Origin of the sequence: Herbaspirillum sp. 1173 (assembly GCF_031455335.1) — a bacterium.
Taxonomy (GTDB): domain Bacteria; phylum Pseudomonadota; class Gammaproteobacteria; order Burkholderiales; family Burkholderiaceae_D; genus Herbaspirillum; species Herbaspirillum huttiense.
In genome coordinates this window covers 237,549-253,526 of record NZ_JAVDSP010000001.1, presented here as the reverse complement: position 1 = coordinate 253,526, position 15,978 = coordinate 237,549, and the positions used below count along the sequence as shown (strand labels likewise).

Annotated in this window: 15 protein-coding genes; 5 read left to right on the top strand and 10 right to left on the bottom strand. The window is 63.0% G+C overall.

Going from position 1 to position 15,978, the window contains the following annotated elements:
• Positions 1–72: 72 nt before the first annotated feature.
• From J2X56_RS01240 to thrC, 8 genes are all read right to left on the bottom strand, one after another.
• On the bottom strand, positions 73–1,419 hold the full coding sequence (locus J2X56_RS01240; protein ID WP_121039824.1) for an Nramp family divalent metal transporter: 1,347 nt from the start codon (positions 1,417–1,419) through the stop codon (positions 73–75).
• Positions 1,420–1,483: 64 nt separating this feature from the next.
• Positions 1,484–1,936 carry a molybdopterin synthase catalytic subunit MoaE gene (moaE, locus tag J2X56_RS01235; protein WP_121039821.1) on the bottom strand — a complete coding sequence of 151 codons (453 nt, stop codon included), beginning with the start codon at positions 1,934–1,936 and terminating at the stop codon, positions 1,484–1,486.
• Between the two features lie 67 nt (positions 1,937–2,003).
• On the bottom strand, positions 2,004–3,374 hold the full coding sequence (locus J2X56_RS01230; protein WP_039788393.1) for a gluconate:H+ symporter: 1,371 nt from the start codon (positions 3,372–3,374) through the stop codon (positions 2,004–2,006).
• Positions 3,375–3,504: 130 nt separating this feature from the next.
• Positions 3,505–4,158: a bifunctional 2-polyprenyl-6-hydroxyphenol methylase/3-demethylubiquinol 3-O-methyltransferase UbiG gene (locus J2X56_RS01225; protein ID WP_121039818.1), complete on the bottom strand. Its 654-nt coding sequence runs from the start codon at positions 4,156–4,158 to the stop codon at positions 3,505–3,507.
• A gap of 1 nt (position 4,159) precedes the next feature.
• Positions 4,160–4,417: a molybdopterin converting factor subunit 1 gene (moaD, locus tag J2X56_RS01220; protein WP_121039815.1), complete on the bottom strand. Its 258-nt coding sequence runs from the start codon at positions 4,415–4,417 to the stop codon at positions 4,160–4,162.
• 28 nt (positions 4,418–4,445) lie between these two features.
• Positions 4,446–5,288, bottom strand: coding sequence for a DUF817 domain-containing protein (locus J2X56_RS01215; protein WP_209569096.1), 843 nt, complete (start codon positions 5,286–5,288; stop codon positions 4,446–4,448).
• 16 nt (positions 5,289–5,304) lie between these two features.
• Positions 5,305–6,594, bottom strand: coding sequence for a gephyrin-like molybdotransferase Glp (gene glp / locus J2X56_RS01210; RefSeq protein WP_121039809.1), 1,290 nt, complete (start codon positions 6,592–6,594; stop codon positions 5,305–5,307).
• A 164-nt stretch (positions 6,595–6,758) separates the two neighbouring features.
• Positions 6,759–8,219, bottom strand: a complete 1,461-nt coding sequence (thrC, locus tag J2X56_RS01205) for a threonine synthase (protein ID WP_121039806.1) — start codon at positions 8,217–8,219, stop codon at positions 6,759–6,761.
• Between the two features lie 332 nt (positions 8,220–8,551).
• Between thrC and J2X56_RS01200 the strand changes: the two genes are divergently transcribed.
• Entirely contained in the window at positions 8,552–8,989 is a 438-nt protein-coding gene (locus J2X56_RS01200) for a surface-adhesin E family protein (RefSeq protein WP_034340981.1), read from the top strand.
• Positions 8,990–9,087: 98 nt separating this feature from the next.
• On the opposite strand, the gene J2X56_RS01195 is transcribed toward J2X56_RS01200, so the two are convergent.
• Both J2X56_RS01195 and J2X56_RS01190 read right to left on the bottom strand, forming a co-directional pair.
• The gene (locus J2X56_RS01195; protein WP_034340975.1) at positions 9,088–10,398 is read right to left on the bottom strand and encodes a homoserine dehydrogenase; all 1,311 of its coding nucleotides are present in this window, start codon (positions 10,396–10,398) and stop codon (positions 9,088–9,090) included.
• Between the two features lie 72 nt (positions 10,399–10,470).
• Positions 10,471–11,700 carry a pyridoxal phosphate-dependent aminotransferase gene (locus J2X56_RS01190; protein WP_088753784.1) on the bottom strand — a complete coding sequence of 410 codons (1,230 nt, stop codon included), beginning with the start codon at positions 11,698–11,700 and terminating at the stop codon, positions 10,471–10,473.
• A 390-nt stretch (positions 11,701–12,090) separates the two neighbouring features.
• Here J2X56_RS01190 and J2X56_RS01185 point away from each other — a divergent pair, with 390 nt between their 5' ends.
• The 4 genes from J2X56_RS01185 (at position 12,091) to J2X56_RS01170 (ending at position 15,843) form a co-directional block, all read left to right on the top strand.
• On the top strand, positions 12,091–12,471 hold the full coding sequence (locus J2X56_RS01185; protein WP_039788406.1) for an Mth938-like domain-containing protein: 381 nt from the start codon (positions 12,091–12,093) through the stop codon (positions 12,469–12,471).
• Positions 12,472–12,527: 56 nt separating this feature from the next.
• Positions 12,528–14,255 carry a glycosyltransferase family 39 protein gene (locus tag J2X56_RS01180; protein WP_209580662.1) on the top strand — a complete coding sequence of 576 codons (1,728 nt, stop codon included), beginning with the start codon at positions 12,528–12,530 and terminating at the stop codon, positions 14,253–14,255.
• A complete protein-coding gene (locus J2X56_RS01175; protein WP_121039800.1) occupies positions 14,252–14,623 on the top strand; it encodes an EamA family transporter in 372 nt (123 codons plus the stop codon). The genes J2X56_RS01180 and J2X56_RS01175 overlap by 4 nt, the downstream gene beginning before the upstream one ends.
• Positions 14,624–14,721: 98 nt before the next feature.
• Positions 14,722–15,843 carry a DegT/DnrJ/EryC1/StrS aminotransferase family protein gene (locus J2X56_RS01170; protein ID WP_310157519.1) on the top strand — a complete coding sequence of 374 codons (1,122 nt, stop codon included), beginning with the start codon at positions 14,722–14,724 and terminating at the stop codon, positions 15,841–15,843.
• The last annotated feature ends 135 nt before the right edge of the window (positions 15,844–15,978 follow it).

The following is a 15,978-nucleotide window of genomic DNA, read 5'->3' as shown; positions in this document are numbered from 1 at the left end:
CACACCATACTATCATCATTAACCTGAAAATCCAGTTCAATCATGATATTTTGATGTGCAAATGAGCTTGTACTACTCGGCAAACACCTGCCACACCAGCCACACATTGGCCGCCGAAATGGTCACGAAGAGCAGCCAGGCCAATGCACTCACCCACCAGCGGTTGACCAGGTCGCCCATCAGATCGCGGCGGCTGGTGAGGCGGATCAGCGGATACATGGCGAAGGGCAGCTGCAGCGACAGCACCACCTGGCTGGCGACCAGCAGCTTGCCTACCGAATGCGGCCCCAGCGTGAGCACGCCGATCAGCGCCGGTACCAGGGCCAGCGCGCGGGTGATGACGCGGCGCTGCCAGCAGGGAATCTTCAGTTTGAGGAAGCCTTCCATGATGACCTGTCCGGCGATGGTGCCGGTGAAGGTCGAACTCTGTCCGGAGGCGAACAAGCCTACCCCAAACAGAATGGCCGCCATGGCCGAGCCGGTAATCGGGTCCAGCAGGTGGTAGGCCTGATCGAGCTCGGCAACCTGCGTATTGCCGCTCTTGTGGAAGGCCGAAGCCGCGAGGATCAGGATGGTGGCGTTGATGACCATGGCGATCAGGAGCGACACCGTGGTATCGACCCGCGTATAGCGCACCGCCTCCAGCAGCGAAGCCGGATCGCGCTGCACGCTGCGGGTCTGGACGATGGAGGAATGCAGGTAGAGATTGTGCGGCATCACCGTGGCCCCGATGATGCCGATGGCCAGGTACAGCGGTTCGCGGCTGGAAATAGCCTGCAGCGAGGGGACGAAGCCCTGCATTACCTCGTGCCAGTCCGCCTTGACGAAGGCCAGTTGCGCCAGCAGGCAGGCGGCGATGGTGATGACCAGGCCCAGGATGATGGCTTCGACCTGGCGGAATCCCCTGCCCTTCAAGCCAAGCACGATCAGCGTATCCAGCGCGGTCAGCAGCACGCCCACCGGCAACGACACCCCCAGCAGCAGGTTGAAGGCCAGCGCGCAGCCCAGCACCTCGGCCAGGTCGCAGGCGATGATGGAGAGTTCGGCCAGCACCCACATGCCCTTGCCCACGGCGGGCGGATAGTGCTCGCGCGAATGCACCGCCAGATCCTTGCCGGTAGCGATGCCCAGCCGCGCGCACAGGCATTGCAGCACGATGGCAGCCAGGCTGGAGAGCATTACAACGAACAGCAGCTGATAACCGAACTGCGAACCCGCCTGGATGGACGTGGCCCAGTTGCCCGGATCCATATAGCCGATCGACACTAGCAGCCCGGGGCCGACGTAGATGCGCAGCTTCTGCCAAACAGAAGCACCACGCGGCACGTTGACGGTACCGGCCACTTCGGAAGGACAGAACGGTGCCGTGGCCGTCGTGGGCAAACCCGGGATGCGGGGAAAGCGGAAAGTGAATGGCAAGACGAAAATCCCCCTGTGTGCCGTTGATGGCGTCGCCGGGATCAGTGTCCCGGGCGATGCTGACTTATTGCGCCCACTTGGCCAGCGCCGTGTCGTCGCTTTCGCGGGCATCGACCCAGCGGGCACCGTCGGGTGTTTGCTCTTTCTTCCAGAACGGGGCCTGGGTCTTGAGGTAATCCATGATGAATTCGCAGGCGGCAAAGGCTTCGCCGCGATGCGGTGAAGTCACCGCCACCAGTACGATCTGTTCGCGCGGCTGCATCGGACCGACGCGATGAATCACCAGCGCATCGAAGATGGGCCAGCGTGCCTTGGCTTGTTCCACGATCTGCTCCAGGGCCCGCTCGGTCATGGCCGGATAGTGTTCCAGTTCCATCTCCGAGACCGCTGCACCATCGTTGAGATCGCGCACGGTGCCCACGAAACTGACCACCGCGCCGACGCGCGGATTGGCCAGGCGCAACTGCGCCACTTCAGTGGAGAGATCGAAATCGGCAGTCTGGACGCGGACGGGCATGGTTCAACAGGAAATGAATGCAGGCTGCGATTCTACCAGCGCCAGCCCGTCCGCGAGTGCAGCGGCATTACACCAGCAGTCCCCACAGCAGCAACGTCATGCCCAGTCCGATCACCGAAACCAGCGTCTGGATCACCGACCAGGTGGCCAGGGTCTGCTTCAGGTTCAGGCCGAAGTATTCCTTGACCATCCAGAAGCCGGCGTCATTGACGTGACAGAAGAACACCGAGCCAGCCCCGATGGCCAGCGCCATGAGGGAGTTGTGGGTGGCAGAGAGGCCCGCCACCAGCGGCGCAACGATACCGGCAGTGGCGGTCGTGGCGACAGTGGCCGAACCGGTGGCCTGGCGCAGCGCCACGGCAATGATCCAGGCCAGCAGGATCAACGGCATGTGGGTGCCATCGGCGATCTTGGTGATGGTGTCGCTGATACCGGCCGACAGCAGGGTCTGCTTCAGTCCGCCACCCGCACCGATGGTCAGCAACAGACCGGCGATGGGCGGCAAGGCGCGGCGCAGCGTGGCACCAACTTCAAAGCGGCTGCTGCCCTGCCCCCAGCCCAGCACCACCACCGCAAACAGCACCGTCACGGTCAGCGCGATGATGGGTTCGCCGAAGAAATTGAGCATTTCAAACAGCTCGGTCTTGGGCGTGACCCAGATGCGCGCCACGGTGCGGCCCAGCATCAGCACCACCGGCAGCAGGATGGTCACCAGCGCCACCAGGAAGCTGGGCTGCGACTGGCCTTCACGGGCGCTGAACAGTTTGCCGATCTGGTCCGGTTCAGCCAGGTTCAGGCGCGGCGCGATGAAGTTGCCGTACAGGGGACCGGCGATGATCACCGCAGGGATGGCCACGATGAAGCCCAGCAGCATGGTCGTGCCCAGGTCGGCGTGCAGCGCGGACACGGCGATCAGCGGGCCCGGATGCGGCGGCAGCAGCGCGTGCAATGTAGTCATGCCGGCCAGTGCGGGAATGGCCACGCGCATGATGGGCAGTTCGGAACGGCGTGCCATCACGAAGATGATCGGTGCCATCATCACCAGCCCCACTTCGAAGAACAGCGGGAGGCCAACCACCAGCGCCACCAGCGCCATCATCCAGGGAATGATGCTGCCGCGCGCATAGCGGAGCAGGGTATTGACGATGCGGTCGGCTGCGCCCGATTCGGCCATGAGCGCGCCCAGCATGGCCCCCAGGGCGATGATGATGCCGGCTTCGCCGAGCAGGCTGCCGGCCCCTTTGCTGAAGGCTTTGGCAATGTCTTCCAGCGGCAGGCCGGCACCGATGCCGGCCACGAAGGTACCGATGAGGATGGACAGGAAAGGTGCGATGGACAGGAAACTGATCAGCACCACGATGGTGACCAGTGCCGCCAGCGTCACCAGCAGCAACTGCGTGTCCTGGGCCGCCCAGGCGGCCAGATGGGTCGAAATCAAGATAGATCCTTCTACAGGTGTGGATGAATGCGCATCGCTTCATTGAACGATGTCTTTTGCACCCCTCCGCAGACCTGTTTGGCGCAGGCCTGGTCTCCTCCCAAAGAATCGGGATTCCGAATGTTCGATCTCAGCCCGCTGGATGCGGGTCTTGCGTCTTTTGCCAGACGCTGGCCAGCCACGGTTGCTGCTCGCGTGGCAAACCGTCAGGGCGGTAATAATGCCGCAATTCAATGAAACCTGCTGGCTGCAAGTAGCGACGCCAGCCTTCCAGGCTATGCCAGACACCATAACGCGGACCGCTCCAGCCTTCCAGATCATTGCCGCGAGGATTGGAACTGAAGAGGATGCCGCCCGGCTTCAGGCTGGCATGCAACTGCCCCAGCACGCGCGGCAAATGCACCGCCGGCACATGGAACAGCGAGGCATTGGCAAAGATCCCGTCGAAGCGCGCCACCGGCAGATCCAGTTGCAGGAAGTCCTGGTGCAGGACTTCGCAGCCGCTGGCCGCTCGCGCCATTTCGACGAACTCGGCAGTGCCGTCCAGGCCCACTGCCACGTGGCCGCGCCGGGTGAATTCGATCAGGTCGCGACCCGGGCCACAGCCAACATCGAGGATCGTGAACGGTCCCTGCCCGGCGGCTCCCGCCCTGGCGTGCAGTGCGTCCAGCAGGGCTGCCATGTTCTGGCTGACGTCATGATCCCAGGTCCCTTCGCGGAAGCTCTCGGCATGGCTGCTGTAATGCGCAATGGTGCCGGCTACAGGATCGCGGCGGGGGCTCACCTCAGCCTCCGGTGACGGGCGGGAAGAAGGCCACTTCGCCGCCGTCGACGACCTCGGTATCGGCCTCCGTCATTTCATGGTCGTAGGCCATGCGCAGGTTCTTTTCGGGGCCGAGCACTTCGGCCCAGATGCCGCCGCGGCCCATCAGGAAGGCACGCACGTCGCCGACGGTCTTGACGCTGTCCGGCAGCTCGATGATTTCCTGCGAGGTCTGCAGGGCTTCGCGCACGCTGGCGAAGAAACGAAGTTCGATTTTCATGGATTTCCTTGAGGGTGGCAGCAGGCCCTTAGTGGGCGATATGAATCTTGCTGCGGATATGCTTGAGATGCACCACGATGGTAAAGGTCATCATGACCAACAGCGACCAGGCGCTCCACTTGCCCAGGTGCACGGTGGACCAGGCCCCCATCTGGTTGGGGTAGCGCCAGATGCCGAAGAAGGTGCTGATGTTCTCGGCCAGCCAGATGAAGAATCCGATCAGCAGGAACGCCAGCAGCAGCGGCATCTTGCGATCGCGGTCCAGCGGACGGAACAGCACCGTGGAGCGCGCATACAGGCCCAGCGCGCAGGCTGCCAGGTACCAGCGGTAGTCACCGATGTAGTGATGGGTGAAGAAGTTGACGTAAATCAGCAAGGCGATCAGGGTCGCCATCCAGTAAGGGGGATGATGCTGGATGCGCAGGTCGAACAGCCGCCAGGCCTGGATGATGCAGCTGCCCACGGCGGCATACATGAAGCCGGAGAACAGCGGCACCCCGAACAGCTTGGTATAGGCAAAGTCAGGATAACTCCACGACTGGATCGCTCCTGAGGTCTTGAATACCTCCAGTGCAAAACCGACGACGTGGAAGACGCTGATGGCCTTGAGTTCGGCGATGGTCTCGATGCGGGTCGACACCATCCAGACCTGTACCAGCAAGGCGAAGAGCAGCAAGGCGTCATAGCGCGGAATGCCGAACAGACCGGCGCGCGGCATCAGGAACACGGCCGCAAAGAACAGCCCCGCAAAGAGGCAGCAACGCGCCTCCTTGAGGCCGAACATGAGGAACTCCAGCACGAAGCGCCGCCAGCCGGTGGCTTCGCTGGGAATGCTGCTGCTCAGGTACTGATCGATCTCCGCCAGTCTCATCGCTGTTGCGCCGCGTTCAGTTCAGCAGATGATCGAAGGCCAGGAACTGCACCGTGTCGCCGGCGGCGATGATCTGCCCCGGCGGATTGTCGATCAGGCCATCGGCCCAGGCAGTCGAGGTCAGCACTGCCGACCCTTGGCTGGGGAACAGATCCAGTCCGCCCTGCGCATTGCGGCGCACGCGCAGGAATTCCTGGCGGCGGTCGGCACGTGGCCAGTCGAAGTCGGCGCGCATGGCCACCGGTTGCGGCAACACGGCCTCGCGCGGCAGCCCTTGCAGGCGCAGGATGAAGGGCCTGACGAAGAGCAGGAAGGTGACGAAGGACGACACCGGATTGCCCGGCAACCCCAGGAAGAAAGCTTCACTTCCCTGCTCTCCCGCCCCTTGCCCGCGGCGCACCTGGCCGAAGGCCAGCGGCTTGCCAGGCTTCATGGCGATCTGCCACATGTTGATGCGGCCCTCGGCTTCGACAGCAGGCTTCACATGGTCTTCTTCCCCCACCGAGACGCCGCCGCTGGTGATGATGAGATCGTGCTCGCGCGCGGCCTCGCGCAGGGTCTGGCGGGTCGCCTCCAGACTGTCGGGCACGATGCCGAAGTCGCTGACCTGGCAGCCCAGTTTCTGCAACAGGCCGCGCAGCAGGAAGCGATTGGAGTTGTAGATGCCGCCCGGCTTGAGGGCTTGGCCGGGCATGGTCAGCTCATCGCCCGTGAAGAACACCGCCACGCGCACCGGTCGCAGCACCTGCAGCTGCGCCTGTCCGATGGAGGCCGCCAGCCCCAGTTCCTGCGGGCGCAGCCGGGTACCGGCGGCGAGGATGGTGCTGCCCTGGCGGATGTCTTCACCGATCAGGCGCACCCATTCACCGCTCTTGGGGACATGGCGGATCACCACGTGCTCACCCTCGGTCTCGCAGGCTTCCTGCATGACGACGGCGTCGGCCCCTTGCGGCATCATCGCACCGGTAAAGATGCGCGCCGCCGTCCCCGGTTCCAGCGGCTGGCCCACGTGGCCCGCCGGAATGCGCTGCGATACGCGCAGGCGCGCTTGGCCCGATGCGCAATCCGCCGCCCGCACGGCGTAGCCATCCATCTGCGAATTGTCCATGCCGGGCACGTCGATGGAAGCCGCCACCGGCGCTGCCAGCACGCGTCCGCACGCCTCCAGCGTATCGACGGTCTCGCTCTCCACCACCGGCACGGCGGCCGACAACAAGGTATCGAGCGCTTGGCTGACGCTTTGCATGGGCGGGCGGGCCGGCTTGTCGGATGAGGGGGCTGCGGAAGGAACGGGCGTGGAGGACATGGCAGGCCTGACGGAGAAGATCGAAGTTCGGGACAAGGGTGAAGCGTTGTTTTCTGGTCGATACAGCGACCCGACATTCTAATGCAATCGCCGCCCGCACGCGCTCCATGAAAAACGCCGTCCGGGCCAATGGCGCGGACGGCGTAGAGATGGTAAGGCGCGGCTTACAGACCGGTGTGCTCGGCCACGTAAGCCTTCACCCGGGCGGCATCGGCCGGCATCACCTCGAAGCGCTGCGGCAGCGCCTCGATGTTCTCGAAGCCCGCCGGACGGTCGGCGTCGCGGCCCAGGGCTTCGCGGATGGTTTCATTGAACTTGGCCGGCAAGGCCGTCTCCAGCACGATCATGGTCACGCCCGGCGTCAGATGCTCGCGCGCTACCTTGATGCCATCGGCGGTATGGGTGTCGACCGTGATGCCATAGGCCTTTTCAGCAAAGCGGATGGTCTCCAGGCGGTCTGCGTGGGTCGACTTGCCGGAGGCGAAGCCATACTGCAGGACGCTGGCGAATTCATTGCCGTCGCTGCCGGCCTGGCCGCTCAGGTCAAAGCCGCCTGCGGTCTCGACCTTGTGGAACAGCGCCTTGACCCGTGCGCTGTCGCGGCCCAGCAGGTCGTAGACGAAGCGCTCGAAGTTGGAGGCCTTGCTGATGTCCATGCTGGGGCTGCTGGTGTGGTAGGTCTCGGCGGACTTGCGCACGCGGTAGTGACCGGTGCGGAAGAATTCATCCAGCACGTCGTTCTCGTTGGTGGCCACCACCAGCTTGTCGATGGGCAGGCCCATCATGCGGGCGATGTGGCCGGCGCAGATGTTGCCGAAGTTGCCCGAGGGGACGGTGAAGGACACCTTCTGCTCGTTGCTGGTCGTGGCTGCCAGGTAGCCGCGGAAGTAATACACCACCTGCGCCACCACGCGCGCCCAGTTGATCGAGTTGACGGTGCCGATCTTCTTGGCGGCCTTGTATTCGAGGTCGTTGGAGATGGCCTTGACGATGTCCTGGCAATCATCGAAGACGCCTTCCACGGCCAGGTTGAAGATGTTCGGGTCCTGCAGGCTGAACATCTGCGCGGTCTGGAAGGCGCTCATCTTCTTGTGCGGCGACAGCATGAAGACACGGATGCCCTTCTTGCCGCGCATGGCGTATTCGGCGGCGCTGCCGGTGTCACCGGAGGTGGCGCCGACGATGTTCAATTCCGCGCCCTTCTTGGCCAGCGCATATTCGAACAGGTTGCCCAGCAATTGCATCGCCATGTCCTTGAAGGCCAGCGTGGGACCATTGGACAGGCTCTGCAGCACCAGCTTCTTGCCGCCTTCTTCCTGCAGGGTGCGCAGCGGGGTGATCTGGCTGGCATCTTCGCCGGCGCGGGTGTTGCGGTAGACGTCGGCGGTATAGGTCTTGTGGGCCAGCGCCTTCAGGTCGGCTTCGGGAATGTCGGTGGCAAATTTCTTGAGCACTTCGAAAGCCAGGTCGGCATACGACAACGTACGCCACTGGTCCAGCTCGGCACCGCTGACCTGCGGATAAGTGGCCGGCAGGTACAGGCCGCCGTCAGGGGCCAGGCCGCCCAGCAAGATGTCGGAAAAGGAAGGAGTTGCAGCGTGACCGCGGGTGGAAACGTATTGCATGTCGATTAGGATGCGCCGGCAGGCGGCGGGAGCGTGGAATGGGAGGAAAGTCCACGATTATACGGCCAGCGGGCGCTGCACAAAAGCGCGGCATGGAAGAAAGCTGCACCTGCAGACAGGGCGGTGGCGCAGGGTCTCGGGCTGACGGGCCATTTGTTGCACTGAATCATCATGGCGCCGGCGCAAGCTGAAATAAAACGTTACCACCCTTGAAAGCCGCGCATGCCCGGGCTATGCTGCGCCACTTCGTGCAGCGCCGCCGGGATGGCGGGAATGTTTGCACGCTGGCCACATCAAAGATGCACTTCAAACTCAAAAGGATGGAAAACGGCATGAACCACAAGATCAAGACCCTGCTGGCCGCGGCCGGCCTGTTCGGCACCCTGCTGGCGAGCCTGCCGGCGCACGCCGAGAACTGGCAATCGCTGGGTGGCTCGGATACGTCCGAACTGCTGGTCGATACCGACTCCATCGTCGAATCGGGCGGCATCCGCGAAGCCTGGTCGATGTGGAACTTCAAGGAAGCGCGTCCCAACAATGGCGACAAGAGCTTCCCCGCGCTGAAATCCTACAAGGACCTGCACCAGTACAACTGCAAGGCCGGCAGCATGAAGCTGGTGCGCGAAATCATCTTCGCCGAGAACGATGGCAAGGGCGACAAGCGTGACCACAGCGATGCCCTGAAGGGACAAGAGTTCATCAAGCCCAAGCCGATGTCGGTCGGCGACGCCATGCTGCAGGCAGTCTGCAATTTCGAACTGAAGAAATGATCATAGGGGGCGTTTACCACCCCCCCCTTCTTCCCGATCCAAAGAAAAACGGAGCCCGCGGGCTCCGTTTTTCCTTGATGCAATGACAGCAGATCGAATCAGCTCAGCTCTTCCAGGCGGATCTTGGTGACCTGGCCGACCACTGTCGCCAGGGCTTCGATCTTGGCAATGGCAGCCTCGATGTTCTTTTCCTGGGTCTGGTGGGTCAGCATGATGATGTCGGTCTGCTGCTCGCCTTCAGCCGGCTCCTTCTGCAGCATGGCGTCGATGGAGATGGTCGAATCCGCCAGGATACGCGTCACATCGGCCAGCACGCCAGCCTGGTCGGCCACGCGGATGCGCAGGTAGTAGCTGGTCACGACTTCGCTCATCGGCAGCACCGGGGTATCGGCCATGGCGTTGAGCTGAAAGGCCAGCGAAGGCACGTGGTGTTCGGGGTCGGCAGTCGCCAGGCGGGTGATGTCGACCAGGTCGGCGATCACGGCCGAGGCGGTCGGCTCGGAACCGGCACCCTTGCCGTAGTACAGCGCTTCACCCACGGCGTCGCCACGCACCACCACGGCATTCATCGCGCCTTCAACGTTGGCGATCAGGCGCGAGGCCGGAATCAGCGTCGGGTGCACGCGCAGTTCGATGCCCTTGGCAGTCTGGCGGGTGATGCCCAGCAGCTTGATGCGGTAGCCCAGTTTCTCGGCATAGGTGATGTCGCTTGCCTGCAGCTTGGTGATGCCTTCCACGTGGGCCTTGTCGAACTGCACCGGGATGCCGAAAGCGATCGAGGCCATGATGGTCAGCTTGTGGGCGGCATCCACGCCTTCGATGTCGAAAGTCGGATCGGCTTCGGCATAGCCCAGGCGCTGCGCTTCCTTCAATACCACGTCGAAGTCCAGACCCTTGTCGCGCATCTCGGAAAGGATGAAGTTGGTGGTGCCGTTGATGATGCCGGCCACCCACTGGATGCGGTTGGCGGTCAGGCCTTCGCGCAGGGCCTTGATGATGGGGATGCCACCGGCCACGGCCGCCTCGAAGGCCACCATGACGCCCTTTTCCTGCGCCGCCTTGAAAATTTCATTGCCATGCTTGGCGATCAGGGCCTTGTTGGCCGTGACCACGTGCTTGCCGTTGGCGATGGCCTTGAGCACCAGGTCGCGGGCGATGTCATCGCCGCCGATCAGCTCCACGACGATATCGATCTCGGGATCGTTCACCACCAGGTTGCCGTCATTGACGACCTTGACTTCTCCCTGGGTCAGTTCGGTCGCGCGGGCAGTATTGCGAGCGGCGACCATGGTAATTTCAATGCCCCGGCCTGCACGGCGCGCAATCTCCTGCTGGTTGCGCTTGAGAACATTGAAAGTACCGGAACCCACGGTGCCGATGCCGAGCAAACCTACTTTGATGGATTTCATATTGTCTTCGTGGTTGGTGAAAAATGACCGCCACGCCGCAGGCCGCGGCCGTGACGGGTACTGCAAATCGGATCAGGCCGTGCCGTGGCGGCGGCGATAGCCTTCCAGGAAGTGCGCGATGCGCCCCATGGATTCGGTCAGGTCGTCGGTGTTGGGCAGGAACACCACGCGGAAGTGGTCCGGCGTCGGGCAATTGAAGCCGGTGCCCTGCACGATCAATACCTTTTCCTCGGCCAGCAGTTCGTAGGCGAATTCCTGGTCGTCCTTGATCGGATAAACCTCCGGATCCAGGCGCGGGAACATGTAGAGCGCCGACTTGGGCTTGACGCAGGTCACGCCAGGAATGTCGGTCAGCAGTTTGTGCGCCAGGTCGCGCTGCTTGGTCAGGCGGCCATTGGGGGCGACCAGGTCATTGATGCTCTGGTAGCCGCCCAGCGCGGTCTGGATGGCGAACTGGCCGGGCGCATTGGCGCACAGGCGCATCGAGGCCAGCATGTTGAGGCCTTCGATGTAGTCGCGCGCATGCTTCTTCTCGCCCGAAACCACCATCCAGCCGGCGCGGTAGCCGCAGGAACGATAGTTCTTGGACAGGCCGTTGAAGGTGATGAACAGCACATCGTCGGCCAGCGAGGCCAGCGAGGTGTGGGTGTTGCCGTCGTAGAGCACCTTGTCGTAGATCTCGTCAGCCAGGATGATCAGTTGATGCTGGCGCGCCAGCTCAATGATCTCCTTCAGCACCTCCACCGAATACAGCGCGCCGGTCGGATTGTTGGGATTGATGACGACGATGGCCTTGGTGTTGGGGGTGATCTTCTTCTTGATGTCTGCGATGTCGGGCTGCCAGCCTTGCTGCTCGTCGCAGACGTAATGCACCGGGGTGCCGCCGGACAGGCTCACGGCGGCGGTCCACAGCGGATAGTCGGGCGACGGCACCAGCACTTCGTCGCCGGTGTTGAGCAGCGCATTGACGCTCATGACGATCAGTTCGGAGGCGCCATTGCCCAGGTAGATGTCATCGATGGTCACGCCCTCGATTTTCTTTTGCTGGGTGTAGTGCATCACCGACTTGCGAGGCGCGAACAGGCCCTTGGAATCGGTGTAGCCGGAGGCATTGCCCATGTTGCGGATCATGTCCTGCACGATCTCGTCGGGCGCATCGAAGCCGAAGGCGGCCAGGTTGCCGATGTTGAGCTTGATGATCTTGTGGCCTTCTTCCTCCATCTGGCGCGCCTTTTCCAGCACGGGACCCCGAATGTCGTAACACACATCTGCCAGCTTCTTGGATTTCTGAATCGGTCGCACAGCTCTTCCTCTAATCGTTTCGCGACAGGCGGCGTCGGCCCCTGCCCGTCCTGTCCTGCTTCATCGGCCGCGGGCACCGGACCGGAACCATTATCCTGCGGCTCCCCTCCATTACCACGCTTGCCATCATTTTCCTGCACGTTTTTGCCTGCTGCAGTGCAATGTAAAGCACCTGCAAAGCGGCCTGCGGCGCTGCCTCATGGGCTTGCCGGGAACCGGCCATTTTGCCCAAAGCTAAGCATTTTATCAATCAAATAGGCGTGCGCCGGGGTCGGAAACGGCTACAATGGCGCACTTTACGACCGCGTTGCTGCGATGCATGTCGACTTGACATCATGGCCCGGTCGTTCGCCCCGCGGGGCCGCCTGCAACCCATCCTGCCCATCTGCGATGAAGCTCCATTCGACCGAAACCAAGCAATACCAGACCGTCACCGCCTATGATGAGGACGGCGTCGAGCTCAATGCCATCCGTTTCACCAACAGCCTGCTGGTGCTGCCCGAGACCGAGCCGGTGCCCTGGCCGGCAGAGAGCTTCGAGGCGCTCACTCCCGAGCATTTCGCCCAGATCGATGCCACCGCACCGGACGTGGTCATCCTGGGCACCGGCGAGCGCCAGCGCTTCGTCCATCCCAAGCTGACCACGGTGCTGACTGCGCGCCGCATCGGCGTGGAGTGCATGGACAACCAGGCCGCCTGCCGGACCTACAACATTCTCATGGCCGAAGGGCGCAAGGTGGCGCTGGCGCTGATCATTGCGCCCCAGGCCTGACGCCGGCACCTGCCGCGACAAGAAACCCAAGAACACGCAACAAGGAACCGCTGTCAATGCGCGAACTGTATAAATCCAAGGCGTTCGTCTGGACGCTGCTCATTCTCTTCCTGCTGGTCTGGTTCTGGATGCTCGGAGCCCGTGTACTGGTGCCCACCGACGAAGGCCGCTATGCCGAGATGGCGCGCGAAATGGTGGCCACGCAGGACTGGATCACCACCCGCCTGAACGGCATCAAGTACTTCGAGAAGCCGCCCCTGCAAACCTGGATGAATGCCATCACCTTCGAGCTGTTCGGCCTCGGTGAATGGCAGGCGCGCCTGTGGACCGGCCTGTGCGGCCTGCTGGGCATCGGCCTGGCGGCTTACACCGGCACCCGCGTCTTCAGCGCCCGCGTCGGCTTCTATGCCGCCCTGGTGCTGGCCTCCAGCTTCTTCTGGGCGGGCATGGGCCACATCAATACGCTGGACATGGGCCTGTCGGGCATGATGACCATCGCCCTGTGCTCGCTGCTGATGGCGCAGCGCGACGGTGCCTCCCGTGAAGGCCAGCGCAACTGGATGCTCCTGTGCTGGGCCGGCATGGCATTGGCGGTGCTGTCCAAGGGACTGATCGGTATCGTTCTGCCCGGTGCGGTGCTGGTGCTCTATACCCTGTTTGCGCGCGACTGGGCGATCTGGAAGCGACTGCATCTGGTCAAGGGCCTGATCCTGTTCTTTGCGATCTGCACGCCCTGGTTCGTGGCGGTGTCGCTGCGCAATCCGGAATTCCCGCAGTTCTTCTTCATCCACGAGCACTTCCAGCGCTTCACCACCAAGATCCATAGCCGCACCGGTCCGTGGTATTACTTCATTCCCATCCTGGTGCTGGGCATCATTCCCTGGCTGGGCGTGTTCTTCCAGAGCCTGTGGAAAGGCACCCGCGAGCAACGCGACACCGCCGGCTACAACAGCCTCAACGGCGGGCGTTTCCAGCCCAAGCGGATGCTGCTGGTGTGGGCGGTGTTCATCTTCGTGTTCTTCAGCATCTCGGACTCGAAGCTGCCCTCCTACATCCTGCCGATCTTCCCGGCGCTGGCGCTGCTGATCGCCTGCTACCTGGACGAAGCGGACTACAAGGCGCTGGCCTGGGCCGGTTCGCTGGTGGCCCTGCCCTCGGCGGTGGCGCTGGCCTTCATCCCGCGCGTGCCCTCGCTGGCCAAGGATGCCTACTCGCTGCCGCTGGTGGAGGCCCACGTGCCCTACCTGTACGCCGCCACCCTGATCTTCTTCGTCGGCGGCATCGCCGCCATCCGCCTGGCACGCCAGCACAAGGACTGGGCCGTGACCGCGCTGGCGGCGACCGCCTTCGTGGCCGGCCAGCTGCTGATGCTGGGCCATGATCCGCAGGGCCGCTACTCGGCGGGTGTGGACTACGTGCCGGCATTGCAGGCTGAATTGAAGCCGGAAACCCCGATCTACCTGGTCGGCCGCTATGAACAGGCCCTGCCCTTCTACCTGCGCCGCACCATGACCCTGGTGCAGCATGCCGACGAAATGGAGTTCGGTCTCAAGCAGGAACCGCAGCTGTGGCTGCCGACCATTGACGCCTTCGTGGCGCAATGGGTGGCCGACAACGCGGCTGGCAAGAAGGATATCGCCATCATCGATCCGACCATCTACAAGCAGCTGGTCGAACGCAAGCTGCCGATGCGCCTGATCGGCCAGGACCCGCGCCGCGTGATCGTGGCCAATGATCCGCCCCCCGCCGCAGCGGTCGCTGGCGAGAAGAAGGCGGCGAAATGAACCTGACTACCTTTGGCTTCATCTTCGTCGGCATCTGCCTGAACGCCGTTGCACAACTGCTGCTCAAGGCCGGCACCAATGCGGTCGGTGCGATCCACCTGACGGCGGACAACTGGTTTTCCACCGGCCTCAAGCTGGCTACCCAGCTGCCCATCATCGGCGGCCTGTCCTGCTACGTGATCTCGGTGGGCGTGTGGATCATCGGCCTGTCGCGGGTGGACGTGACCATCGCCTACCCGCTGCTCTCGCTGGGCTACATCATCAACGCCATCGGTGCCTGGTACTTCCTGGGCGAGGCCATCTCCCTGCAGCGCCTGCTGGCCATCGGCGTGATCATCGTCGGCGTGGTCTTGCTGACCAGAAGCTGATTTACAATACCGGGTTGCCGCGCGCCCGGCGCGCCGGCCACTGCGCTGCCCGCTGCGGCAGCGCCCTCCCCTTGAACCTAGTCTGACCGGATTCCACCATGAGCCTGCCTTTCCTGCCGTTTTCCAAACCCACCATCGATGACGCCACCATCGCCGCCGTCGGCGAAGTGCTGCGCTCGGGCTGGATCACCAGCGGCCCCAAGGTGCAGGCGTTCGAAAAGGCCTTGTCGGACTACCTGGGCGGACGCATCGTGCGCACCTTCAACTCCGGCACCTGCACCATGGAAATCGCGCTGCGCATCGCCGGCATCGGCGCGGGCGATGAAGTCATCACCACCCCCATCTCCTGGGTCGCCACCGCCAACGTGATCCTGGAAACCGGCGCCACCCCGGTGTTCGCCGACATCGATCCGGTCACCCGCAACATCGACCTGGACCGCCTCGAAGCCGCCATTACCCCGCGCACCAAGGCCATCATCCCGGTCTACCTGGCCGGCCTGCCGCTGGACATGGACCGCCTCTACGCGATTGCCGCCAAGCACAATCTGCGCGTGGTGGAAGATGCCGCCCAGGCGCTGGGTTCGACCTGGAAAGGCAAGCGCATCGGTGCCTTCGGCGATTTCGTCTCCTTCAGCCTGCAGGCCAACAAGAACATCACCAGTTCCGAAGGCGGTTTCTTGGTGCTCAACAATGCCGAGGAAGCCCGTCTGGCCGAGAAATACCGCCTGCAGGGCGTCACCCGCAGCGGCTTCGACGGCCTGGAAGTGGATGTTCTGGGCGGCAAGTTCAACATGACCGACGTGGCCGCCGCCATCGGCCTGGGCCAGTTCGCCCACATCGATGCCGTCACCGCCCATCGCAAGGAACTGGCGCGCCACTATTTCGCCTGCTTCGGGAGCGATTTCGAAGCCAGCTTCGGTGCCCAGCTGCCAGTGGCCGACTTCGAGAACTCCAACTGGCACATGTTCCAGCTGGTCCTGCCGGAGCGCATCACCCGCGCCGCCTTCATGGAAAAGATGATGGAAAAGCAGGTCGGCATCGGCTACCACTACCCGTCCATTCACTTGCTGAAGCTCTATCGTGAACGTGGCTTCAAGGAAGGCATGTTCCCGGTGGCCGAACGCGTCGGCCAGCGCATCGTGTCGCTGCCCATGTTCAATGCAATGAGTAAAGAGGACGTGGAACGCTCGGTGGAAACGGTAAAATCGGTGCTTGGTTGATTTTTGCGGATAATGCAAAGAATTCGACGAAAAAATTCGGCATAATTCGTTTTATTTGCATTTTCGCAAGCTGGTCTCCTGCCTTGCCCCTGGCCTGAACGCCGCGATGACCCTGTTTCGTGGCGCATCGGGCCA